We start from the raw sequence: 24,786 nt of genomic DNA, 5'->3' as shown, positions 1-24,786 counted from the left end.
AACCAATAAAACAGTGGCATTATTATTAAACATAGAAACAGCAACAACTAATTGTTCGGTCTCATTATCTAAAGATGGTGAGACTTTTGCTTTGAAAGAAGATAACGATAAAGGCTATTCTCATGCAGAACGTCTTCATGTTTATATTGAAGCTTTATTTGAAGAAAATAATATAAAAAGGGAACAAATTGATGCTATTGCTGTTAGTAAAGGTCCTGGATCTTATACAGGATTACGTATTGGGGTGTCTGCTGTAAAAGGTTTGTGCTATGCTTTAGATAAACCTTTAATTTCAGTATCTACTTTAGAGGCTTTGGCGCATCAAGTAAGTATTACAGAAGGTTTAATTGTACCGATGTTAGATGCTCGCCGTATGGAAGTGTATTCTGCGATTTATGATGCTAATTATAATGCAATACGCGAAATTAAAGCAGAGGTTTTAGACGAGCATGCCTATGCGTCTTACTTGGATCAAGGTAAAGTATATTTTATAGGAAGTGGTGTAGAAAAAACAAAGCAAATTTTAACGCATCCAAACGCTGTTTTTGTAGAAGGTAAGTTACCCTCTGCTAGAGAAATGGGATATTTGGCAGAAATTAAGTATAAAAAAAGCGACATCGAAGATGTCGCCTATTTTGAACCTTATTATTTAAAAGATTTTGTGGCTTTAAAACCTAAATCTAAATAATTAAGCTTGCTTTTGTATTTCAACAGAATGCGGATAAGGAATTTCAATACCTGCTGCGTCAAGTGCTAATTTGATAGCTTCAGTATTTTCAAAATGAACATCCCAATAATCTGAATTTTTAACCCAACCTCTAACAGCGAAATTTACAGAACTATCTGCTAATTCAGTCACAGCTACCATTGGTGCTGGATCTTTTAATACTTTAGGATTAGCGGTTAAAACGTTCATTAACACTTCTTTTGTTTTCTTAATATCATCGTCATAGCTTACACCTACAACCATATCTAAACGAATTTCGTCGTTAGCACTATAATTAATTATATTACTGTTAGATAATGGTCCGTTAGGAATAATAACCTTACGGTTTTGAGGTGTTGCTAATTCTGTAGTGAAAATTTTAATTTCCTTTACTGTACCAGATTCTCCACCTCCAGTGATGTAATCTCCAACTTTAAAAGGCTTGAATAATAAAATTAATACTCCTCCTGCAAAATTAGCAAGCGAACCTTGTAAAGCTAAACCAATAGCTAAACCAGCAGCACCCAAAACAGCAGCAAAAGACGTAGTAGGAATACCTAAGGTTCCTAAAAGTGTAATGATTAAAATTATTCTTAATGACCAACTAATAAGGTCTATTAAAAATTTTTGTAGACTAATTTCATAGTCTCTTTTCTCCATTAATTTTCTTGTGGTTTTAACAATTTTACCAATTGCCCAAGATCCAACAATCCAAACAATAATTGCGCCAATAACCTTTAAACCATATTCGGTTCCAAAAGCTATTATTTGTTTTAAGTAGTAGTCTAAATTTTCTTCCATAAATTATAGTAGTTTTCTATTTTATACAAATCTAAAAAAACGGTCGGATATCTACACTCTTAAAGCTTAAAAAGCGTAGGATTTTGATTGTTATAAATAAGAAATGCGAATATTTTTTTTAATATTCGCATTTCTTGAAAACTTAATTCATTAACTAAAATAGTTTTATATCGATATAAAGTTTTGTGTTTAAAAGTGTTTGTTGTGTCTTTATTTACTTTTTTTGTAACATATATTTAAGTTTTTTTTAATTTGTTACTTATTAAGTATATCTAAAATAAAACTACAAATTGTGAAAATTAATTAGCCATTAATTGCTTCAACAAACTCTACTTTGTCATTCAGCATTTCTTTCAGCATGTTTTCAATTCCGTTTTTTAATGTAAAAGTTGAAGACGGACAACCGCTACACGCGCCTTGAAGTATTACTTTTACAGTTTTAGTGTCTTGATTGTATGATTGAAATTGAATATTTCCACCATCGCTAGCTACTGCAGGTTTTACATATTCTTCTAAAATATTTATAATCTCTTTAGATGTGTCGTCTAACGCATCAAAAGTTTCATCTATTTGTGGTGTTGTTTTTCCTAATTTTTCTGGTGCCTCAGCTAAAACAACATCTTTCCCTTGTTCTATAAATCCTCTAATAAATTCTCGCAATTCCATCGTAATATCTTGCCATTCTGCGATGTCGTATTTTGTAATAGATACGTAATTTTCATCAATAAATACACTTTTTACAAATGGGAAGTGAAACAACTCTGAAGCTAAAGGCGATAATTTAGCCTCGTCTATAGAGGTAAATTCAAACATTGCTGTAACTAATTTTTTATTGGCTACAAATTTTTGAACTGCTGGATTTGGAGTACTTTCGGCATAGACTGTTACCGCCGTTTTTTTAGGTGTATTTTCTTCTAATAGTACTACACCATCGTTATTTAGATAATCTTCTATTTGTTTAGAAACTTCATCTTGCACATCAATCCATTCTACAATATTATAACGCTCTATAGCTATAAAATTAGCAGAGATGTATACTTTTTTTACAAAAGGTAGGTAAAATAATTGTTGCGCTAAAGGTGAATTTTTAGCCTCGTCTATATTGTTATACTCAAAACTTTGATATTTTGTGATGAATTGATTTAATTCAAACTTTATAATTGCTGGATTGGTTGTTTCTTGTATTGAAACATTAAATGTTTTCATTTAAATATAATTTTGACAAAAATAACAAAACTTAAATGGAGTTATATGCTTAAGTGCCTTAAATTAACTTTTGTATAGTAATATAATCTGTATTGTTTATAGTATTGTTTTATTAATATAATCTATAAAGTGTGTAAAAAATCGGTTGAAAATCATTATTTTTTCGTTTTTCCTAATACTTTGGAGACCAGTGATACTTAAATTTATATATTTGAACTACAATATATTTTCTCCCCACCTTAATATACTGTATCAATTAATAGCAAACGCATTTTATAAAATGAATTTTAAAAATTATAGTTTAGTTATCTTCTTTATATGGATAACTACACTTAGTAACGCACAAGAAGGTTTACCCATATATACCGATTATTTAACAGATAATATTTATTTAATTCATCCTTCTATGGCGGGTGTTTCGAATTACTCTTCTAAAATTAGGTTAACCTCAAGACAACAATGGCTTGGACAGGATGATGGTCCTAATTTAATGACTGCAAGTATTAGTGGTAGAGCAGGTAAATATTCGTCTTCGGCATTGGGAGGCATCTTATATGCAGATAAAAATGGCTATCATTCCCAAAAAGGAGCTTATGCAACTTATGCTCACCATTTAATGTTTTCTAGGAATGATATAGATTTAAATATGCTATCTTTTGGTTTAAGTGCCGGTTTTATTCAGTATAATTTAGACGAATCTACTTTTATAAATGGGGGATATGATCCTATTATTTCTGGTATAGATCAAAGTTCAACTAATTTTAATATGGATATAGGTATGTCTTACCAGTTTATTACTGCTTATGTACATGCAACTATAAAAAATGTATTGAAAAATGATGGTGTTAATAATGACATTGAGATTACTAATAATTTAAGACGCTATTTGTTTTCTGTAGGTAATGTTTTTCATACAAGACAGATTGATACGGATTACGAGCCTTCAGTAATGTTTCAATATAAAGAAGGTACAAAGGAAACTTTTATAGATTTTAATTTTAAGGTCTATAAAGATTTTGATGTTTCTAAAATGTATTTTGGGTTGTCTTATAGATTAGGCTTAAATGGTTCTGAATATTTAGATGGCTCTGGCAAAAGTGAACAAAAACTTCAATATTTAACACCTGTATTTGGATTGTCTATCTATCAATTTGTATTTGGTTATTCTTATAGTTATCAAACTAATTCTATTGTTTTTGATAATGGCGGTTATCACCAATTTTCTTTAGGGTATAATTTTAATGTTAGAAGACCAAAATATGATGGTCGCTTGCCAGGCAATTATTAACTTTGTAAAAACATTAAAATTATGATTATAAAAGCTGTTAATGGCCACGCGCCACAGATTCCAGATGATTGTTTTATTGCTGAGAATGCAACCATTGTTGGGCAAGTAAGTATGGGAAAAGAATGTAGTATTTGGTTTAATGCAGTACTTAGAGGGGATGTTCATTTTATAAAAATGGGTAACAAGGTCAATGTACAAGATGGTGCAGTAATTCATGCAACATATTTAAAATCTCCAACCACCATAGGTAATAATGTCTCTATTGGGCATAATGCTTTAGTACACGGTTGTACTATACACGACAATGTTCTAATAGGTATGGGTAGTATTGTTATGGACGATTGTATTATTGAAAGTAATTCAATTATAGCAGCCGGAGCTGTACTTACAAAAAATACAATTGTTGAGTCTGGTAGTATTTATGCAGGTGTACCCGCTAAGAAAGTTAAAGATATAAGTGAAGCATTAATTTCAGGGGAAATTAATCGGATTGCAGATAATTATGTTAAGTATTCTGGGTGGTTTAAAGCAGAGGACCAAAGTTAGAATTCCAACACTTCTACATTGTATTTTTTATCTAATATGTTACACAAGACTTGAGGATTTTTGTTTGTGTAAAACTTATGAGTTACCATATTTATTTCTGTATTAAGCAAATTTTCTAGAGTTAAAACAGCTTTAGTTTGTTTTGCTACAGCTTCTCCCGAATCTATTATTTTAACATGATTAGGTAGCATTTGTTGTAAGAGCGGAATGAGGTAAGGGTAATGTGTACACCCTAAAACCAAATAATCTATATTAGCGCTAATCATGGGTTTTAAATAGCTTGTTAGAAGCGTTTTCATTTCATAACTAAGGGTTTTCCCAGCTTCAATTAAGGGTACAATACCATCGCCATCTTGCTCTATTACCTTAACATCATTACGGTATAAATTTGTTGTATTATGAAATAATTCACTGCTAAGTGTCCCTTTAGTCGCTAAGATTCCTACAGTTTTTGTTTTACTACTAAGAGAGGCTGGTTTTATAGCTGGTTCTATACCAATAAATGGTACGTTATAAATCGCCCTAAGCATTTTTATAGCATTAGTGGTAGCTGTATTGCAAGCCACTACTATGAGCTTGCAATTCATGTCTAATAGTAATTCTGTGTTTTTAATACTTAACTGTAAGATCTCTTCAGGTGTTTTATTACCATAAGGAGCATTTTCGCTATCTGCTAAATAAATAGTATGCTCATTAGGAAGAAGTATTTTTATTTCTTTAAAAATAGAAGTGCCCCCAATACCGGAGTCGAATATGCCAATTGGTTGTGTGCTCATGTGTTTTCAAAAATAAAAAAAGCTGCTTTATTTAAAGCAGCTTTTTTAAATCATCTAAGTGTTATTAATTAGAATCCTAATTCTTTTTTAACGTCTGCTAATAAGTCTTTACCATCTGCCATAATAACTCCTCCGTTTTGTGAAGCGTCTAACACATAGTCAAATCCTTGAGCTCTAGCGACTTTTAAGATAGCTGCTTTAGCTTTTTCAGTAATAGGTCTTAACAAATCTATTTCTTTTTGTTGCATGTCTTTTTGTGCTTGAGCTTGATACTGACGGATGTTTTGTTCCATAGTTTGTACTTCTTGCACACGTTTAGCATTCTCCTCTTGAGTTTTTGTAGAAGATTCAGAATCGTATTGTTTTACTTTATTGTCAAGCTCTGTAGCCATAGTTTTAATATCAGTCTCATATGTTTTACCTAATTTCTCCATTTGCGCTTGAGCAGTTTTCATTTCTGGCATTGAAGAAACCAATTCTTGAGTATTAATATGAGCAACTTTACTTTGTGCCTGTACAAAAGATGATGCGCCTATAAATAAAGCCGTTGCTATTAAAAGTGTTTTAAATTGTTTCATTTTTAAGGTATTAATTTGTGTTATAAATTGTTGTTAATTACTCTTCTTCGTTAGTATTTTCATTATTTTCTAATGCTTCACGTTCTAATTTTGCTTTTTCACGTGCTTCAAGTATACGTTGTTTACGAACTTCTAATTCTAATTCTCTTGCTTCTCGATCTTTTATTTTTTGTTGTTTACGAGCTTCAAGAATTTCTTCTTTAGTTTTAGGTTCTTCATTTTCTGTTTTCGTTTGTTCTGCTTCTGTTTCTGATATGCTTTCTAAATCATATTCTGTAGGTGCAGATGTACTACTGGTATCGTCAATTATTGTTTTTTCTTCATTAGCAACTGTTTCTGTAACAGTTTCCTCAGACGTCGCTAATGTATCATTATTTTCTGAATTTTCAGAAACTTTGTTTCTAGCAGCTAATTTTTCTTGTTTTGCAGCCTCGCGATCTTCTAAAATTTTCTTTCTTCTATCTATGGCTTCTTGCTTTGAAACTTCTCTAGCTTCTAAAATTTCTTGACGGCGTTGTTCTTCAAGACGCTCACGTTCTGCTATTTTTTCTGCTTTTGCTTGTTCTCTTGCTTCTAATTCTGGGTTGTAATCAGGAACTAGGTCTTCTTGTGCAGCGATTCTTTTTTGTGCTTTTGTTTGTGCTTGTTGACGTTTATAAGTTCTATTTATACTTCTTAATACAAGTTCACTAATATCATAACGCTCAGCAGAATATAACATAACTAAGTCTGCAGATTTATCGAAAATAAAATCATATTGTTTAGATGCAGCTATATCTTGAACTGCTGAAAAAATTTGGTCTTGTATAGGTTGTAATAATTGTTTTTTTTGAACCATTAAGTCGCCGGCAGGACCAAAACGTTTTTGTTGTTGGTCTAAAATTTCTTTTTCTTCATAATCAATATCTTCCTTTCGTTCTTCATAAAGTTCTGTTGTTAAAAGAGCTTTTTCGTTACTTAAGTCTTTACGTTTTTGAGCAATATTATTAAGTTTTAAATCAATATCTGCTTTCCAACGTAATACTTTATTGTTTAACTGAGATGATGCATCCTGATATTCAGGAATATGTTCTAAGATATATTCTGTATCAATATAGGCAATACGTACGCCACGTTGAGCCTTAGCGTTTAAACTTAGTAACCCCACTACAGTTATTAAAAAAAGAACGTGTATTTTCATCTGTTTCATAGTAATAAAATCATTAACTGCTAAACTTTACAAACGACAGATGAATTAAAATATTCTGTCACTACTTGAATTAAAGTTTCCAAAATTAACAAATTTTAACTTTATAGCTTTTAAAACTATAGTAAATCATTAGATTACATATTGAAAATATCATGCCAAATTAAAATTGTTGTCCAATAATAAAGTGAGTTTCCCATCCGTTAGCATTAATTTCTCCAGGTAGAGGATCGAAACCATAACCAAAGTCAATTCCTAATAATCCAAAAGCAGGCATGAAGACACGTAATCCTACACCAGCAGATCGTTTTAATTGGAATGGGTTGTAATCTCTAAAGTCATTAAATGCAGCACCACCTTCTATAAAGGATAATGCATATATTTTAGCTGAGGCTTTTAAGGTTATAGGGTAACGTAATTCTAGTGAGAATTTATTATATATTGATGCCCCATCCTCAGTAGTATTACCGTTGCTATCTACTGGCTGTATTGATTGGTTTGCGTAACCACGTAATGCTACTGCTTCTCTACCATCTAAACTATAACTTCCTAATCCATCTCCTCCTAAATAAAAACGCTCAAAAGGAATAACTCCTCTGTCTTGGTTATAGGCTCCTAAATATCCAAATTCTACAGATGGTTTTAGTACTAATTTTCCTATAATATTTGTATACCAATCGCCTTTAAATTTAATTTTATAAAATTCTAACCAGTTAAAACGTTCTTGGTCTATTTCACCCATACGTTCGTAAGCATCTGTTCGTGTTACAGAAGATTCTTCAGGATCGTTATAAATATCTTCTTGTTCTTGTCTTTCTTCTGCCAAATCATCATAATCTACACCATTAACAAGTGAGTATGGTAATGATAATTTAGCACTTACACTAAAGTTAGAACCTCCTAATGGGAAAATTGGATCATTCCAAGTATTGTTTCTTGTTAAACCAATAGTATATGCTAAACTGTTTGAATATCCGTCTGAGAATGTAAATAACCCTGTACTGTAATTTTTAAGATTATAGTGTTGTAAACTTACCGATTGTGATAGGGTAAAAAAGTCATCTGGTATGGATAAACGTTTTGCTAACCCTACTGTTATTCCAATAATATCAAATCGTCTGTCTTTATCTGCTTCACCCGTACTAGAGTCATACAAAAACTGATTTGAATATGAAAGTGAGGTAGAGAATTGTACTGGTTTTACACCTCCCATCCAAGGTTCTGAGAATGAAAAACTATAAGTTCTATAAAACTGACTGGCTTGTAAACGTAAAGACAATTGTTGTCCGTCTCCCATTGGTAATGGCTTATAAGCCTCTTTATTGAATATGTTTTTTATAGAAAAGTTATTAAATGATAGCCCTAAAGTACCAATGAAGCCACCACCACCGTAACCACCTTGCAGTTCAATCTGGCTAGATCCAGTCTCTACAACTTCATACTCCATATCAATTGTACCTTCATTTGGGTTTGGATTGTTGAAATTAGGCGTAATCTGCTCTGCATCAAAAAAGCCTAACTGACTTAATTCACGTACGGTTCTTACTACATTCTCTTTACTATATAATTCACCTGGTCTGGTACGTATTTCTCTATAAATTACGTGGTCGTTTGTCTTTTCGTTACCAACTACTGTAACTTCGTTAAAATGAACTGGTTTTCCTTCAGAAATTCTAATTTCCATGTCTATGACATTTCCATCTGCATTTGTTTCTACTGGGTTTATGGTAGAGAATAAATAGCCATTGTTTTGGTATAAGTTGGTAATGTCGTTTCCATCTGGTCTAGACTCGTCGGCAATCCCTTTTTCTAATAATACGCCATTATACGTGTCTCCTTTTCGTACTCTTAATATGGCATTTAAATACTCATCTGTATATACCGTGTTTCCGATAAAATTAATTTCACCAAAGGTGTATTTACTTCCTTCTTCTACTTTAATATCTATAGAGACTGTTTTCTCATCATTTGTATAGACACTATCAGAGATAATACGAGCATCTCTGTACCCATTTTCTTTATAGGTATCTATGATACTTACTAAGTCGGTTTTAAAATCTTCTTCGATATATTTTGAACGTTTCCAAGCACGCAAAATCATTTTCTTTTTCGTGTTTTTCATGCTGGCAAGAAGTTTTTTGTCTGTTAAGACCGAATTGCCTTCAAAATTTATGTCTTTAACTTTAACTTTTTCACCTTTATCAATAGCAACTATCATGTTTACACGTGGTTTAGCTATTGAATCTTTAATAGGATAGGTTTTTACACGTACTCTGGAGTTAAAGTAGCCGTCTTTTTTATATTTAGATTCCAAGTAATTTTTGGTTGTCGTGATTAAGTTTTCGGTAACTTTAACACCTTCATTTAGGTTGTTATCTTCTATGATTTCATCTTGCTTACCCGCTTTAACACCTGTAATTCTTAAGTTTTTTAATTCAGGTAAATCAAATAAATGAATTTCTAAACTTGCAACATCGTCATGTACATCTTTAATGTATATTTCAATATCGCTAAAAAGTCCAGATTTCCAGAGCTTTTTAATGGATTCGCTAATCTCTTCTCCGGGAATTAATATCTGAGATCCTTTCCTAAGGCCAGAATAGGTTACAATTGTTTGTTCACTAAAACTAGAATTTCCAGAAACAGTAATGTCTTCAATGGTATATTTCTTTCCATTTGTCGGTGCCTGAGCATTTACTAGGTTAGACGTTAATGAAAAGAATAAAATAAAAATGACGGGTAAATATGTTTTCAATGATAATGAATTAGCTAAGTTGTTCACTTGTTTTTCCAAAACGGCGTTCTCTTTTTTGATAATCAATAATAGCATCATACAATTGTTGCTTAGTAAAGTCAGGCCAAAGTACATCTGTAAAATATAATTCGGCATATGCTATTTGCCAAAGTAAGAAATTGCTTATACGTTGTTCACCACTGGTGCGTATAAGTAAATCTACGTCTGGTAAATTTTGCGTGTAAAGATGCTTATTTATAACTGATTCGTCAATACTTTCTGAAGAAATTATATTATTTTTAACTTTATTACTTATTTCTTTAACTGCCGAGATAAGTTCTTCTCTTGATCCGTAACTTAAGGCAAGAGTAAGTGTCATTCGTGTATTGTGTTCTGTTTTTGTAATAACTTCTTGAAGTTCTTTAAACACTTTTTTAGGTAAAGATGTTAAACACCCAATAGCATTTAATTTAATATTATTATCTTGCAGTGTTTTAATTTCTTTTTTTAAGGAGCTGACTAGTAGTTTCATGAGTGTGTCTACTTCTAGTTTTGGGCGGTTCCAATTTTCTGTAGAGAAAGCGTATAAGGTTAAATTTTCTATACCTAATTCTGCACATGTTTCTACAGTTTCTCTAACAGATTTTGTGCCATTTTCGTGACCAATAGCACGAATTAATCCTTTTTGTTTAGCCCAACGTCCGTTACCATCCATAATAATGGCAATGTGTTTAGGTAATCTATCTATATTAATATTTTCTTTCAAAATCTATTTTAATTTGTACAATAACATGGATTTCTACCAAATGTGTAAGTTAATGTTATTCCTGTAAACACATACCAATCGTTGTTGTTTAAATTTCCAAGATCATCACTGCCGTCTAGATCGTCTGCAAATGCATAGCGAGCACCTATTTCTAGACCTATATTAAAAGACCTGCTAAATCTAAATTTATAACCTAGTATCATTGGTAATGCCAATGCCCATTTCTTTTTTAAATCTGCATCTACATGATTTAATGCACTTAAACCTGTGTATATATAAGGTGTACTTTTTGGTCCAGATTGATGTAAATTATATTCAAAAAGATTGAATTCTAATCCAGCAGATAATTCTCCAACAGTTTTTGTTGGCTCTTCTGTAGATATCTGAAGCTCTGTAATTGTTCCGGAGATTCTCCAAGAATGTCTAGGACTTTTATTCCATTTATAGACCCCTCCAATGGCAAATTGGTTAGGGTTTAAAAAAGAAGGTTCTCCAACATCTCCAATTAAATTACTTCCACCTAAAAACACACCAAATTCATGTGTTTGTGAGTAACAATAATGAAAACAAAAAAGGCTTATAACAAGTATTAATATATACTTCATACGGTTTTAAAGTTTGCAAATATAACAAATAAGATTAGCTCATAGCAAATTGCACTAATTTGTATGTAAGTTAAAAACAGAAATCTGATTAAAATATTGCCTAATTGCGTTTGTCTTCACCCCATAATAATTTTTTTCTTAGAGTGTTTAAGAAACTATCGTCTAACAATTCTATCATTTTTACCGTAAAATCCGCCTTTTTAATTGTTAATATAGTTTCATTATTAATGGTTGCTATTCTAGAGTCTAAAGATACTAAGTATATATTTTCTCGTCCGCTTACTTTTAACTTTATTTCGGTTGAATCTGTAATAATTAAGGGTCTTGCATTTAAATTATGAGGTGCAATAGGTGTTAACACTAAACTTGTTGTGTCTGGTGTAATTACTGGGCCACCACAGCTTAGAGAATATCCTGTAGAGCCTGTGGGTGTAGATATAATTAAACCGTCGCTCCAATAGGATGTTAGATACTCATCGTTTAAATACGTATCTACTGTAATCATAGAAGTGGTGTCTTTTCTGCTTACAGCAATTTCATTTAGGGCAAAATTCATTTTAGCTATATCCTCATTGGCAGGAGAGGTTGTGATGGCAAGTAAACTACGTTCAGAAATTTTGTAATTTCCATGTAATATATCATCAATGGCCTTTTCAATATATTCTTTTGGAATGGTTGCCAAAAAACCTAATCGCCCAGCGTTTATACCAACAATTGGTATTCCTAGATCTTTCACATAAGTTACTGCTCTTAAAATGGTACCATCGCCACCTATACTTATTAGTAAATTGTAGGTGTTATCTAAGGTGTCAAAAGTATTAAATACATTGTATTTTTGGTCGTCTTCAATTTCGCTATGTATTAATTCGAAGAAATGACGTTCTATAAATATTTCAGCATTTTTACTTAATAGATGCTTAAGTAGTATTTCTACAGGTACATCAGAATTCTTATGATAAAATTGTCCAAAAATGGCGATTTTCATAATTACATGTTTAGGTATTTGGTTAGATAATTAGACCTATCTTTTAGACTTTCTATGTAACTATCGTCTTCATGTCCAGAAATAATATTGTAATCGTAACGTCTAAAGGTTTGAATAATATCATTAAGGCTTGAATTCCCTATTTTTAAAGTGAGTTGTACCAAATCGTTTTCCATTTTAGAAATAAAAGCGCCTAGTAGTTTTCCTTTGTTAGATTCTACTATTTGAGAGATTTCACTAAACGAATAATCATCTAGTCCCTTTTCTATTACTAATGTACCTCCATCTTCTGCAAAAAAAGGTGTTTGGTGAAATAATGCAATAATGTCGTTTAATTCATAGTATCCCAAATATCTATTCTCTGCATTTAAAACGGGCATAATATTTGTCGCATTTTGAGCAAAAATCTCTAATACATCCAACCAATTGGCATTTTCTCGCACAAAAAAACCTTCGGCAGCATAACTGTAATCGCTTAAAAGTTTATCTTTTTCAAAACAATAGGCGTCCGTTTCGGAAAGACACCCAATGTATCTGTCGTCTGAGTTTTTTACGGGTATGTGTGTAAATGTTAGCTGATTAAATAGCAATTGCATATCGCTAATTTTATCGCTTGTACTTAAGGGTTTTATATCGTTTATAATATATTGGGAAATATTCATTTTATCCGCGTTTACTAATGCGCAAATTAATTAAAAAATAGTACAATAAGCCTGTTCTACTTTGTATTTTTGCATTATTAAATAAGGATTTATGACAAAATTAAGTGTAAATATTAATAAAATAGCAACGTTAAGAAATTCTCGTGGAGGCGATTTTCCGAATGTTGTTCAGTTTGCTAAAGATGTGCAACGTTTTGGTGCCGAGGGTGTAACTATTCATCCAAGACCAGATGAGCGACACATTCGTTATCAAGATGCATTCGATTTAAAGTCTGAAGTGTATACCGAGTATAACATTGAAGGAAACCCAATTAAAAAATTTATGGACATGGTTTTAGAAATAAAACCTACTCAGGTAACCTTAGTGCCAGATGGAGACGATGCTATTACATCTAACGCGGGTTGGGATACTATTAAACACAAGGATTTTTTAAGTGAAATTATAACAGAGTGCAAACGTCAAAATATTAGGACTTCTATATTTGTAGATCCCGTTTTAGAACAAATTGAAGGGGCCAAAGAAACAGGTACAGACCGGATAGAATTGTATACAGAAGCTTTTGCACATCAGTTTAGTTTAGGAAATTCAAAGAGTATTGTACCTTATACAGAATGTGCTGTATTAGCAGAACGTTTAGGGTTAGGTGTTAATGCGGGACACGATTTATCTTTAGATAATATTAAATTTTTTAAAGACAATATTCCGGGCTTGTTAGAGGTGTCTATAGGACATGCTTTAATTTCTGAAAGTTTATATTTAGGAATTGAAAATGTGGTAAACATGTATTTAAATAAACTAAAGTAATATTTAAAAAAAATAAAAGAAGGATGCAATTACATTCAAATATATTAGGTACAGGAAAACCGTTTATAATTCTTCATGGATTTTTAGGGATGAGTGATAATTGGAAAACTTTAGGATCTAAGTTTAGCGAGCAAGGATATCAGGTTCATCTTATAGATCAGCGTAATCACGGAAGAAGTTTTCATAGCGATGCATTTAGTTACGAACTGTTAGTAGAAGATTTAAAAGCCTATTGTGATCAAAATAGTTTGAAAAACATTGTACTTCTAGGGCACTCTATGGGAGGTAAAACCGCTATGTTGTTTGCAACCAAATATCCAGAGTATATATCTAAATTAGTAGTAGCCGATATTTCGCCACGCTTTTATCCAGTGCATCACGATGCTATTTTAAATGGCCTTAGTGCTTTAGATTTTTCTGAATTAAAAACTCGAGGTGCAGCAGATAAAGCATTAGCACAATATGTGTCGGATTTAGGAACGCGTCAATTTTTATTAAAAAACCTGTATTGGGTAGAAAAGGGACAGTTAGGGTTGCGTATAAATTTAGAATCCTTAACCGAAAATGTGTCTGAAGTAGGGGAAGCATTGCCTGTACATGCAGAGTTTAATGGGAAAACTTTATTTTTACGTGGCGATAAGTCAGAATATATAGCGCAACAAGACGAAGGCATTATAAAGCGGCATTTTCCACTAGCTAAAATTGTGACCATAGCAAATGCAGGTCACTGGTTGCATGCAGAAAATCCAGAAGATTTTTATAATGCAGTGATTAGTTTTATCGCTTAAAAATCTGTACATTCAATAAAAAATAACACTATGAATCAGATCATTAAATTTCTTTTAACAGCATTCATTGTGCTGCTTTTAGGTCGGTTTTTATCAGGTATACATGTAGACGATTACATCACAGCAATATTAGTAGCTTTAGTTTTGGCTGTATTAAATGTATTGGTAAAACCCATTTTCACCATTTTAACCCTACCAATAACCATAATTACATTTGGATTGTTCTTATTAGTTATTAATGGAATAATTATATTATTAGCAGGATATTTAGTTGGAGGATTTCATGTAGATTCAATTTGGTCAGGAATACTCTTTAGCATTTTGTTAACTATACTACAATCAATAATATATAGTATTGTAGGGGAAGATAAAAAATAGACTGAAATACAAGACGTTAAAAACTTTGTAGGGTTGTAAAAATGTTTTATTTTTGCAGCCCGTTTTTAATTAGAAAAATCAAGGAGATTCTGTGCTTTCAGGTTTTAAAGTAAGACAGAAACTTATGTTAAATGCCCAAACTGGGTTTTATATCATTTAAAATGAATATTACAAGAGAGAACATCGATGCATTAAATGCTGTAGTAAAAGTTGATATCGCTAAAGAAGATTATAGTGATAAAGTAGAGAAAATCTTATCAGATTACCGAAAAACAGCTAACATTCCTGGATTTAGAAAAGGACATGTACCAATGGGAATGGTAAAAAAGCAGTACGGTAAAGCAGTATTGGTAGACGAAGTAAATAAATTATTACAAGACGCTTTAAATAAATATTTAACTGAAGAAAAATTAGATGTTTTAGGTCAGCCACTTCCTAAAGCACAAGAAGGTATCGATTGGGATGCTGAAGCATTTTCTTTTGAATTTGAATTGGGTTTAACACCTGAATTTGATGTAGAGTTAAAAGGTAAAGATCCTATTACTCAATATAATATTGTTGCAGACGATAAAATGATCGACGAGCAAATAGACAATATTAAAAAACAATACGGAAAATTAATTCCTCAAGATGTTGTTGAAGAAGACAGTGAAATCACTGGAACTTATAAGAACGAAGAAAAAGAAATTGAAAATACTGTAACTTTAACTTTAGATAAATTTAAAGGCAAAGCAAATCCAAAGAAATTTATTGGAGCTAAAGTAGGCGATGTTATTACATTAAAAACAAAAGGACTTTACGACGACGATCATGATTTAATGCATGCTTTAAAAGTATCTCACGATGACGTTCATGATTTAGACATAGAGGTTACATTCACAATTTCTGAAATTAATAAACGTGAAGCTGCAGACTTAGATCAAGAGTTGTTCGATAAGTTATTCGCAGACGGTTCTGTTAAGTCTGTTACAGATTTAAAAGACAAGATTAAAGAAGATGCTGAAAAACAATTTACACAACAAGCAGATCAAAAACTGTTAAATGATGTTACTGAATATTTAGTAGAAAATACAAAGTTTGATTTACCAGCAGAATTCTTACAAAAATGGATTCAGACTGCAGGAGAAAAACCTTTAGATGATGCTGCTGCAAAAGAAGAATACGAAAAGTCTGAAAAAAGCATGCGTTACCAATTAATAGAAGGAAAGTTAATTGCAGATAATAATATCCAAATTACAATGGATGATATTAAAGATCATGCTAAAACCATGATTAAAGCACAAATGGCACAATTTGGTCAAATGAATCCTTCAGATGAGGAACTAGAAGGTATTGCTGCACGTGTTCTTGGAAACCAGGATGAAGCACGTCGTATTTCAGAGCAAATCGTTAGTCAGAGACTATTAAATGTGTATAAAGAAAAAGCAAATTTAGAAGTAAAAGAAGTAACTTACGAAAACTTCGTTAAAGAGGTTTACGGAGACAAATAAGTCAACTGTTTTAAAGAATAATCATTATATTTAGGCGTTGAATAGGTTTTATTCAACGCCTATTTTATTCATTATTTAATTAAAAATAACATTATGAATTACGGAAAAGAATTCGAAAAATTCGCTATAAAAGATCAAGGAATAAGCAGCACATACTATCACCAAATTATGGACAGTATGTACCCTACAAATTTAACACCAAACATTATTGAAGAGCGCCAAATGAATGCGGTGGCTATGGACGTGTTTTCACGTTTAATGATGGATCGTATTATTTTTATGGGTACGGGAATAAACGACCAGGTTGCTAATATTATTCAGGCACAATTGTTGTTCTTAGAGAGTACAGATGCTAATAAAGACATTCAAATTTACATTAACTCTCCAGGAGGTAGTGTATATGCTGGATTAGGAATTTACGATACAATGCAGTTTATCAAGCCAGATGTTGCAACAATTTGTACAGGTATGGCTGCTTCTATGGGCGCTGTATTACTGTGTGCAGGTGCAGAAGGAAAACGTAGTGGTTTAACTCACTCTCGTGTTATGATTCACCAACCTTTAGGAGGTGCTCAAGGACAAGCAAGTGATATAGAAATTACTGCTCGTGAGATCTTAATCTTAAAAGAAGAATTATATAAGATTATTAGTAAGCATTCGGGGCAACCTTACGACAAAGTATATGCAGATAGTGATCGTGATTACTGGATGAAAGCTGATAAAGCTAAAGAATACGGTATGATAGATGAAATATTAGTGAGAAGCTAATACACCTTAATTAACAGTAAAATTAATTTACTGTTTGAAAGTGAAATTTAAAAAGATTTATGGCAAAGGAAGAATTAGAATGTTCGTTTTGTGGAAGAAAGAAACCTGAAACAAGTTTATTAATAGCAGGTTTAGATGCGCATATTTGCGATCGTTGTATCGAACAAGCACATGGTATTGTTTTAGAGGAATCTAAACAATCTGATAATAGTGAATTATCGGCTGAGTTAATGTTGCGTAAACCACTTCAAATTAAAGAATTTTTAGACGAGTATATTATTGGTCAGGATATGACCAAAAAAGTTATGTCTGTTGCAGTCTATAATCATTATAAACGTTTATTACAATCGCCATCTCAAGACGATATTGAGATTCAGAAAAGTAATATTATGATGGTTGGGCAAACGGGTACAGGAAAAACCTTAATGGCTAAAACCATTGCTAAAATGTTAAATGTACCTCTTGCTATTGTAGATGCTACAGTTTTAACAGAAGCAGGTTATGTAGGTGAAGATGTGGAGAGTATCTTGACACGTTTGTTACAAGCTGCAGATTATAGTTTAGAAAAGGCTGAAAAAGGAATTGTTTTTATAGATGAGATTGATAAAATCGCGCGTAAAAGTGATAATCCTTCTATAACTAGAGATGTTTCTGGAGAAGGTGTACAACAGGCTTTATTAAAACTTTTAGAGGGAACCACTGTTAATGTGCCACCAAAAGGGGGACGAAAACATCCTGACCAAAAGTTTATCGAAGTAAATACCGAAAATATCTTATTTATTGCAGGTGGAGCTTTCGATGGAATTGAGCGTAATATTTCTAAGCGTTTAAATATGCAAGCAGTTGGGTATAGTGCTTCTAAATCTGATGATATTATTGATCAGAATCACTTGTTGCAATATATTATTCCAAAAGATTTAAAAGACTTCGGGTTGATCCCAGAAATTATTGGCCGATTACCCGTCTTAACTTATATGGATCCTTTAGATGCTAAAACATTAAGAGCTATTCTTACTGAACCTAAAAATGCTATTATTAAACAATATAGTAAGCTATTTGAAATGGACGACATCGAGTTCCATATTACAGACGGAGCTTTAGATTTTATTGTAGAGAAAGCCATTGAATACAAACTTGGGGCTCGTGGATTACGCTCGTTATGTGAGGAGATTTTAACAGATGCTATGTTTGAACTTCCAGGTACAGACGAAAAAGAAATTAAAGTAACAAAAGCGTATGCAGAGGATAAACTTAATAAAACAACTATTAAAAAGTTGAAAGCAGTTTCCTAGTTTTTTAAATAAATATTAAGATAAAAAAAACCACTCTAAAAGAGTGGTTTTTTTTATTTTGGTTGCGTAATATTATGTTGCAACATACTGTATTTTAACAGTTTTCGATAAATAGCATGGCAAATGTATATGGATTATTGACATTAAAAAAGTATAAACCATATTTTTAGACATATGTACGTAATTTAACGATGAAGTGAAGTTTTATAGTTGTTTTTCTTGTTCAAACGATTGATTTTCATTGATAATAAGTAATTCATCTATATATTCTCTGGAATTTGAGAGCCTCGGAATTTTATGTTGACCTCCCAATTTGTTGTGAAGTTTTAACCAATCATAAAATAGATTTTGTTTTCCCATATGAATGGTAGGTCTATTTAAAGTTAAATTGTTGTAACGCTTCGCTTCATAATCAGAATTTAAAGCCTTAAGTGCATTATCAAATAATTCTATAAAATAATTTAGATCTTCTGGAGCTTTTTTAAACTCAATAATCCATTCATGTGCACCCTTTTCTTTGTCCTTCATAAAAATTGGAGCGCCTGTATAATCTACAATTTCAGACTTAGTACGTTTACAGACTTTTTTTAAAGCGTCTTCAACATTTTCAATAATTAATTCTTCTCCAAAAACATTAATATGGTGTTTAGTTCGTCCAGAAACTTTTATTCTATAAGGAGATAAAGATGTAAATCGTACAGTGTCACCAATTTTATAGCGCCACAATCCTGCATTGGTTGTAATTACAATGGCATAGTTTTTTTTAAGTTCTACTTCACTTAATGGAATAATGGTTTGGTTTATTGTATTGTAAGTTTCCATAGGAATAAACTCGTAGAATATACCATAATCTAACATCAATAACAATTCTTTAGTGTTGTTTTGATCCTGGATGGCAAAGAACCCTTCAGACGCATTATAAATTTCGTAGTACTTAAAATCTGTCTTGAGTAGTATTTTCTTGTATTGGTCTGCATAGGGTGTAAAGCTAACTCCGCCATGAAAGTATACTTCTAAATTAGGCCAAACTTCGTTTAAATTATTTTTTCCTGTAGTTTCTAAAACATTATGAAGTAATACCAACATCCAAGAGGGTACGCCTGCTAAACTAGTAACGTTCTCCATTATAGTTTCATCTACTATTGCTTGCATTTTAGTTTCCCAATCACTCATTAAAGAAACTTTATTACTTGGCGTGCTACTAAACTCTGCCCAAAAAGGCATATTGTCTATTAAGATCGCCGAGAGATCCCCATATACGGTACCGTTCTCTCTGTACAATTCTTTGCTACCACCTAAGCGCAGTCCTTTACCTGTAAATAGTTGTGAGTTTTCATTATTGTTAAGGTACATGCATAACATGTCTTTTCCAGCAGCATAATGACAATCTTCAAGCGATTCTGAGCTTACCGGTATAAACTTGCTTTTTGCGTTTGTAGTACCACTAGATTTTGCAAACCATTTAATATGCGAAGGCCAAAAAATATTGTTTTGTCCTTGGCGAGAGAGTTCAATTAAATCCTGATAATCTTCATAAGTCGATATAGGAACACGCTCAGCAAAAGTGCGATAGTTTTTTATAGAACTAAATTCGTGTTTTCTACCAATTTTAGTGTCTTTAGCAGTGTAAATTAAATTTAGAAGTAATTCTTGTTGTACCTCATTTGGATATTTTAAAAATAATTCAATTTGATGGAATCGTTTTTTTAGAAACCATGAGGCAATTGAATTTACTAAAGTAATTGGCATATTTACATTATCTTTAAAGAATTAAAAATAATACTTTTTTTTATGACTTACGAAGGTGTTCTAACAAAAATGGAAACCGAATATGCTAATCCTATTCAATATTATTTAGTTTTTGATTCAGACTTCATAAATATGAATCAGTTACTAAATAAAACTTTAAATATTAATTTTTTAAAATATCAGTGTTTAAACTGCGGATTAGATAAAAAAATATATAGACAAGGCTATTGTAAAAGCTGCTTTTTCGAAATTCCACAAGCTGCAGATTGGATTATGAAACCCGAATTAAGCCAAGCGCATTTAGATATTGAAGATCGTGATTTAGCCTTTGAGAAAAAAGTGCAATTACAGCCACATATTGTATACTTGGCTAATTCTAGTAGTGTAAAAGTAGGTGTAACAAGAAAAGGTCAGGTGCCTACGCGTTGGATCGATCAAGGAGCACATGAAGCTATAGAAATTGTTGAGGTGCCTAATCGTTATTTGGCAGGAATCACAGAAGTTGCTTTAAAAGATTATGTGTCTGATAAAACAAACTGGAGAACCATGTTAAAAAATGAGGTGCAAGATGAAAATTTAGTCGAATGGAGAGAAAAGTTAAAGCCGTATATTCCTGAAGCAGCTAAACCTTACTTTATAGATTTTAATACAGAAACAGAAATGGAATTTCCTGTTTTACAATATCCTGTAAAACCTAAGTCTTTAAATATTGAAAAAATGCAGCACTATACAGGTGTGCTAAAAGGTATAAAAGGACAATACCTAATTTTTGAAGACGATACTGTATGTAATATACGTGGTAATGAAGGGATGTATGTCTCTATAGAAATTTTATAACATAAAAATACACGCTTTAGAATTAATCTAGAGCGTGTATTTTATTGTATATAAAGTCAACATTAAATGTCTTCTTGATCTCTTAAGCCTTGGATGTAAGCTGCTTTTTGATTTTCTCTTCTTCTTTTTACAGAAGGCTTAGTGAAAAATTGATTCTCTCTTAAGTTTTGCATTACTTTCACATTTCTGTGTTTTCTCTTGTAACGTTTAAGAGCGCGATCTATTTGCTCACCTTCTTTTACTATAATTTTAAGCATTAAATTCTGTTTTTATAATTAATTATTCTAAGATCTAGGATTATCCTAAATATGTTTTCAATATTTTGTTTTTAGAACTATGGCGTAAGCGTCTAATTCCTTTTTCTTTAATTTGTCTAACACGTTCACGAGTTAAATCAAATGTTTCTCCAATCTCGTCTAAACTCATTGGAGCCTCGTTACTTAATCCAAAAAACAGGCGTAATACATCACTTTCTCTTGGAGATAATGTATCTAAAGCTCTATTAATTTCTAAATTAAGCGACTCGTACATTAAATTATTGTCAGGGTTTGGCGATTCGCCAGACTTTACAACATCGTATAAGCTAGAAGTTTCTCCTTCTTTTAATGGTGCATCCATAGAAAGGTGACGACCAGAATTTTTAAGGGACTGTTTTACTTCACTTACAGTCATATCCAATTCATTTGCAATTTCATCGGCGCTTGGTGGGCGTTCATGAGATTGTTCTAAGAATGAATAAGCTTTATTAATTTTGTTAATAGAACCAATTTTATTTAAAGGTAATCTTACAATTCTGGATTGTTCAGCCAAAGCTTGTAAAATGGCTTGACGAATCCACCATACAGCATAAGAAATAAACTTAAACCCTCGCGTTTCATCAAAACGTTTAGCCGCTTTAACTAAACCTGCATTACCTTCATTAATTAAATCTGGTAATGTTAACCCTTGGTTTTGATATTGTTTAGCAACAGAAACTACAAATCGTAAATTAGAAGTTGTTAATTTATCTAAAGCCACTTGGTCTCCTTCTCGTATGCGTTGTGCCAATTCTACTTCTTCTTCAGCTGTAATTAATGGCATCTTACTAATATCTTGTAAGTACTTGTCTAACGATTTAGATTCCCTGTTCGTTACTTGTTTTGTAATCTTTAACTGCCTCATTTATCTTTTTTTGTTTTGTGCGTATCTATCAATATAAACTTATTTTTAATAAATCCAAATTTATTTACGCTTAATTCGTTAAAAATGAATAATTAAGCTAAATTTAGATAAATACAGTATAAAAAGGCAAGACTAAAGTGCTAGATTAAATGTATTTCTTCGTTTACTTTTAGATTGAAACGCCTTCTAAATAGATAAACGCCTAAATATAAAAACGGAGTATCAAATAAAGCCATTAAGACTTTAAATAAAAATCCGCTGATTAATAACCCTGCAAATTTAGTCCATTCTATTTTACCAAAAAAACAAAGTAGCAATAAAACAGTCAATGTGTCTATAAATTGCGATAAAAAAGTGGAAAAATTGTTGCGCAACCACAAATGTTTTCCTTTTGTAAGTGTTTTCCAGTAGTGATAAATCTGAATATCTATAAATTGTGCAAATAAATACGCCATCATACTTGCTAAAACAGCAATTGCTGTACTTCCAAAAACAGTTGTAAATATACTGTCGTTTACAGGAGACCACGTGGTTGCAGGAACGGCATTTGCAGTGTAAATAATGGCCATGGAGAATAACGAAGCAAATATACCAGTAACGACTATTTGGTTGGCTGCTTTTTTTCCATATATTTCACTAATTAGGTCTGTTATTAAAAATGTAATAGGGTAAGGGAGTATTCCCACAGAAACTTCAAATAAATTAGCTCCAAAAATGGTCACGTTAAAAGGGTACCAATAAAAGAATTTTTGAAAAATAAGGTTAGACACCACTAACGAAGTCATAAATAAAGCGCCTAGTAATAGGTAAATACGATGTGCTAAAAAGCGATTTTTCTGATTCATAGGTATAAAGTTCAAAAACAAACCTACATATTTAATTTTAAAATTGCATTTACAGTTATAAAAGTCTCAAGTTTTCAATATTAAAATTTTATCACGCTTTAAGCTAAAAATGCCCTTTTAAGTAAATTACTTTTCTTTAATTTGCCCATATTTTAGTTCATGGAAAAACACGTTTACATATCAATAGGAAGTAATAAAGGCGACAGGTTTAAAAATTTACAAAAGGCTGTTACTCGCATGTTCGAAACTATTGGTACTATTATGAATATGTCTAAAGTATACACGTCTCCAGCATTTGGATTTGAAAGCGCAGAATTTTTAAATGCATGTTTAATCTTAAAAACAGCATTGGCCCCAGATGTGGTTATGCAGCAATTATTAGCCATTGAAACGGAGTTGGGACGGACGCGCACAGGAGGAGCTGGTTACGAAGCACGGGTAATAGATTTAGATGTTATTTTTGTTGAAGATGAAATAATTAATACCCAACTATTACACGTACCGCATCCTGAAATGCAAAAACGGCGCTTTGTTTTATTACCTTTAAACGATATTGCTTCTAAAGTTGTGCATCCTATTTTAAAACAAACTGTAAATGCTTTATTAGGGACATGCGAAGATGTAAGTGTTTTAAAACCAATAGACGAAACTTTAATAAATCCGATTACAAAGTTTAATTTTTCTCAACGAAATTTTATAGCAATTGAGGGTAATATTGGTGCAGGAAAAACCAGTTTAGCTACAAAAATGTCTGAAGATTTTAATGCCAAACTCGTTTTAGAACGTTTTGCAGATAATCCGTTTTTACCCAAATTTTACGAAGATGGGCCGCGGTATGCTTTCCCTTTAGAAATGTCTTTTCTAGCAGACCGTTACCAGCAAATTTCAGACGACTTATCGCAACTCGACTTATTTAAAGATTTTATTGTTAGTGATTACGATGTGTTTAAATCTTTAATTTTTTCAAGAATTACATTACAAGAAGACGAGTTTAAATTGTATAGAAAACTGTTCTATATCATGTATAAAGAAATTGCTAAGCCAGATTTATACGTATACTTATATCAGAACACCGAGCGTTTGCAACAAAATATTAAAAAACGCGGTCGCGATTACGAACAAGAAATTGAAGACGACTACCTAAATAAAATTAACATGGGATATCTGGAATTTCTAAAAAATCAAACCGAATTGAAGGTTAAAATTATTGATATCTCCGATTTGGATTTTGTGGCAAATCGCGCCGATTATTTAACTGTTTTACAACAAATTTGTTCTTAGCTTAAAACGTTTAGTTTACTAAATACATCCCAAATTACCACACCCGCACTTACCGAAATATTTAACGAATGCTTGGTGCCGTATTGCGGGATTTCAATCACCATATCGCTTGCTGTTACAACGTCCTGAGCCACACCTTTTACTTCATTTCCAAATACTAAAGCGTAGGTTGTTTCTGCTTCAGGCGTAAATTTGTCTAACATGGTGGCGTGCTCTGCTTGTTCTATACTTAAAACTTTAACCTGTTCGGATTGTAGTTTTTTAACAACATCTAAAGTGTGCTCTGCATATTCCCAAGCTACTGTATCTGTACTTCCTAAGGCTGTTTTATGTATATCTTTATGTGGTGGCGTAGCGGTAATACCACAGAGGTAAATTTTTTCAATTAAAAAAGCATCACTCGTTCTAAAAACCGAACCTATATTGTTTAAACTTCTAATGTTGTCTAGTACAATAATAAGCGGTGTTTTTTTTGTGTCTTTAAAATCTTCAACACTCAATCGGTCTAACTCGCTATTTTTTAATTTACGCATCCTATTTATTTTCTATATTT

Annotated in this window: 26 protein-coding genes; 11 read left to right on the top strand and 15 right to left on the bottom strand. The window is 31.9% G+C overall.

Features of this window, described 5'->3' with window-relative positions:
• Positions 1-13 precede the first annotated feature (13 nt).
• On the top strand, positions 14-688 hold the full coding sequence (tsaB, locus tag FNB79_RS02690) for a tRNA (adenosine(37)-N6)-threonylcarbamoyltransferase complex dimerization subunit type 1 TsaB (RefSeq protein WP_143379833.1): 675 nt from the start codon (positions 14-16) through the stop codon (positions 686-688).
• Here the strand turns inward: tsaB and FNB79_RS02685 are convergent, their stop codons facing one another.
• Together FNB79_RS02685 and FNB79_RS02680 are read right to left on the bottom strand one after the other, a co-directional pair.
• A complete protein-coding gene (locus tag FNB79_RS02685; RefSeq protein WP_143379832.1) occupies positions 689-1,507 on the bottom strand; it encodes a mechanosensitive ion channel family protein in 819 nt (272 codons plus the stop codon).
• Positions 1,508-1,810: 303 nt separating this feature from the next.
• Entirely contained in the window at positions 1,811-2,713 is a 903-nt protein-coding gene (locus tag FNB79_RS02680) for a NifU family protein (RefSeq protein WP_143379831.1), read from the bottom strand.
• 280 nt (positions 2,714-2,993) lie between these two features.
• Here FNB79_RS02680 and FNB79_RS02675 point away from each other — a divergent pair, with 280 nt between their 5' ends.
• Complete coding sequence (locus tag FNB79_RS02675; protein ID WP_143379830.1) at positions 2,994-4,001, top strand: PorP/SprF family type IX secretion system membrane protein; 1,008 nt, start codon at positions 2,994-2,996, stop codon at positions 3,999-4,001.
• An 18-nt stretch (positions 4,002-4,019) separates the two neighbouring features.
• Complete coding sequence (locus FNB79_RS02670; protein ID WP_143379829.1) at positions 4,020-4,547, top strand: gamma carbonic anhydrase family protein; 528 nt, start codon at positions 4,020-4,022, stop codon at positions 4,545-4,547.
• Here the strand turns inward: FNB79_RS02670 and murI are convergent.
• From murI to FNB79_RS02630, 8 genes are all read right to left on the bottom strand, one after another.
• On the bottom strand, positions 4,544-5,323 hold the full coding sequence (gene murI, locus FNB79_RS02665; protein WP_143379828.1) for a glutamate racemase: 780 nt from the start codon (positions 5,321-5,323) through the stop codon (positions 4,544-4,546). The genes FNB79_RS02670 and murI overlap by 4 nt on opposite strands.
• Positions 5,324-5,391: 68 nt before the next feature.
• The gene (locus FNB79_RS02660; RefSeq protein ID WP_143379827.1) at positions 5,392-5,901 is read right to left on the bottom strand and encodes an OmpH family outer membrane protein; all 510 of its coding nucleotides are present in this window, start codon (positions 5,899-5,901) and stop codon (positions 5,392-5,394) included.
• Positions 5,902-5,938: 37 nt separating this feature from the next.
• The gene (locus FNB79_RS02655; RefSeq protein ID WP_246073317.1) at positions 5,939-7,090 is read right to left on the bottom strand and encodes an OmpH family outer membrane protein; all 1,152 of its coding nucleotides are present in this window, start codon (positions 7,088-7,090) and stop codon (positions 5,939-5,941) included.
• Positions 7,091-7,250: 160 nt separating this feature from the next.
• Positions 7,251-9,920 carry a BamA/OMP85 family outer membrane protein gene (locus tag FNB79_RS02650; RefSeq protein ID WP_143379825.1) on the bottom strand — a complete coding sequence of 890 codons (2,670 nt, stop codon included), beginning with the start codon at positions 9,918-9,920 and terminating at the stop codon, positions 7,251-7,253.
• Complete coding sequence (locus FNB79_RS02645) at positions 9,853-10,536, bottom strand: isoprenyl transferase (protein WP_246073355.1); 684 nt, start codon at positions 10,534-10,536, stop codon at positions 9,853-9,855. The genes FNB79_RS02650 and FNB79_RS02645 overlap by 68 nt, the downstream gene beginning before the upstream one ends.
• Before the next feature lie 59 nt (positions 10,537-10,595).
• Complete coding sequence (porG, locus tag FNB79_RS02640; protein WP_143379823.1) at positions 10,596-11,192, bottom strand: type IX secretion system protein PorG; 597 nt, start codon at positions 11,190-11,192, stop codon at positions 10,596-10,598.
• Positions 11,193-11,292: 100 nt separating this feature from the next.
• Positions 11,293-12,177, bottom strand: coding sequence for an NAD kinase (locus FNB79_RS02635; RefSeq protein WP_143379822.1), 885 nt, complete (start codon positions 12,175-12,177; stop codon positions 11,293-11,295).
• A 2-nt stretch (positions 12,178-12,179) separates the two neighbouring features.
• Complete coding sequence (locus FNB79_RS02630) at positions 12,180-12,839, bottom strand: CBS domain-containing protein (RefSeq protein WP_143379821.1); 660 nt, start codon at positions 12,837-12,839, stop codon at positions 12,180-12,182.
• A gap of 91 nt (positions 12,840-12,930) precedes the next feature.
• Here FNB79_RS02630 and FNB79_RS02625 point away from each other — a divergent pair, with 91 nt between their 5' ends.
• From FNB79_RS02625 to clpX, 6 genes are all read left to right on the top strand, one after another.
• Positions 12,931-13,644 carry a pyridoxine 5'-phosphate synthase gene (locus tag FNB79_RS02625; protein WP_143379820.1) on the top strand — a complete coding sequence of 238 codons (714 nt, stop codon included), beginning with the start codon at positions 12,931-12,933 and terminating at the stop codon, positions 13,642-13,644.
• 23 nt (positions 13,645-13,667) lie between these two features.
• Positions 13,668-14,432: an alpha/beta fold hydrolase gene (locus FNB79_RS02620; RefSeq protein WP_143379819.1), complete on the top strand. Its 765-nt coding sequence runs from the start codon at positions 13,668-13,670 to the stop codon at positions 14,430-14,432.
• Between the two features lie 30 nt (positions 14,433-14,462).
• Entirely contained in the window at positions 14,463-14,810 is a 348-nt protein-coding gene (locus FNB79_RS02615; RefSeq protein ID WP_143379818.1) for a phage holin family protein, read from the top strand.
• 161 nt (positions 14,811-14,971) lie between these two features.
• Positions 14,972-16,300 carry a trigger factor gene (gene tig, locus FNB79_RS02610; protein ID WP_143379817.1) on the top strand — a complete coding sequence of 443 codons (1,329 nt, stop codon included), beginning with the start codon at positions 14,972-14,974 and terminating at the stop codon, positions 16,298-16,300.
• 93 nt (positions 16,301-16,393) lie between these two features.
• Positions 16,394-17,068, top strand: a complete 675-nt coding sequence (gene clpP, locus FNB79_RS02605) for an ATP-dependent Clp endopeptidase proteolytic subunit ClpP (protein ID WP_143379816.1) — start codon at positions 16,394-16,396, stop codon at positions 17,066-17,068.
• Between the two features lie 59 nt (positions 17,069-17,127).
• Entirely contained in the window at positions 17,128-18,360 is a 1,233-nt protein-coding gene (clpX, locus tag FNB79_RS02600; protein ID WP_143379815.1) for an ATP-dependent Clp protease ATP-binding subunit ClpX, read from the top strand.
• A 204-nt stretch (positions 18,361-18,564) separates the two neighbouring features.
• On the opposite strand, the gene FNB79_RS02595 is transcribed toward clpX, so the two are convergent.
• Entirely contained in the window at positions 18,565-20,109 is a 1,545-nt protein-coding gene (locus tag FNB79_RS02595) for a GH3 auxin-responsive promoter family protein (RefSeq protein WP_143379814.1), read from the bottom strand.
• Between the two features lie 42 nt (positions 20,110-20,151).
• Between FNB79_RS02595 and FNB79_RS02590 the strand changes: the two genes are divergently transcribed.
• The gene (locus FNB79_RS02590; RefSeq protein WP_143379813.1) at positions 20,152-20,946 is read left to right on the top strand and encodes a DUF2797 domain-containing protein; all 795 of its coding nucleotides are present in this window, start codon (positions 20,152-20,154) and stop codon (positions 20,944-20,946) included.
• A 62-nt stretch (positions 20,947-21,008) separates the two neighbouring features.
• Here FNB79_RS02590 and rpsU read toward each other — a convergent pair whose 3' ends face one another.
• The 3 genes from rpsU to FNB79_RS02575 form a co-directional block, all read right to left on the bottom strand.
• Entirely contained in the window at positions 21,009-21,203 is a 195-nt protein-coding gene (gene rpsU / locus FNB79_RS02585) for a 30S ribosomal protein S21 (RefSeq protein WP_143379812.1), read from the bottom strand.
• Between the two features lie 40 nt (positions 21,204-21,243).
• Positions 21,244-22,107, bottom strand: coding sequence for a sigma-70 family RNA polymerase sigma factor (locus tag FNB79_RS02580; protein WP_057777960.1), 864 nt, complete (start codon positions 22,105-22,107; stop codon positions 21,244-21,246).
• A gap of 140 nt (positions 22,108-22,247) precedes the next feature.
• Positions 22,248-22,952: a queuosine precursor transporter gene (locus FNB79_RS02575; RefSeq protein WP_143379811.1), complete on the bottom strand. Its 705-nt coding sequence runs from the start codon at positions 22,950-22,952 to the stop codon at positions 22,248-22,250.
• Positions 22,953-23,111: 159 nt separating this feature from the next.
• Here FNB79_RS02575 and folK point away from each other — a divergent pair, with 159 nt between their 5' ends.
• Positions 23,112-24,233: a 2-amino-4-hydroxy-6-hydroxymethyldihydropteridine diphosphokinase gene (gene folK, locus FNB79_RS02570; RefSeq protein ID WP_143379810.1), complete on the top strand. Its 1,122-nt coding sequence runs from the start codon at positions 23,112-23,114 to the stop codon at positions 24,231-24,233.
• On the opposite strand, the gene FNB79_RS02565 is transcribed toward folK, so the two are convergent.
• Positions 24,230-24,766, bottom strand: coding sequence for an RNA methyltransferase (locus FNB79_RS02565; RefSeq protein ID WP_143379809.1), 537 nt, complete (start codon positions 24,764-24,766; stop codon positions 24,230-24,232). The genes folK and FNB79_RS02565 overlap by 4 nt on opposite strands.
• Positions 24,767-24,786 lie beyond the last annotated feature (20 nt).

Source organism: Formosa sediminum, assembly GCF_007197735.1.
Taxonomy (GTDB): domain Bacteria; phylum Bacteroidota; class Bacteroidia; order Flavobacteriales; family Flavobacteriaceae; genus Formosa; species Formosa sediminum.
Note: the sequence above shows the minus strand (reverse complement) of the source record. Positions and strands in the feature narration are given on the sequence as shown.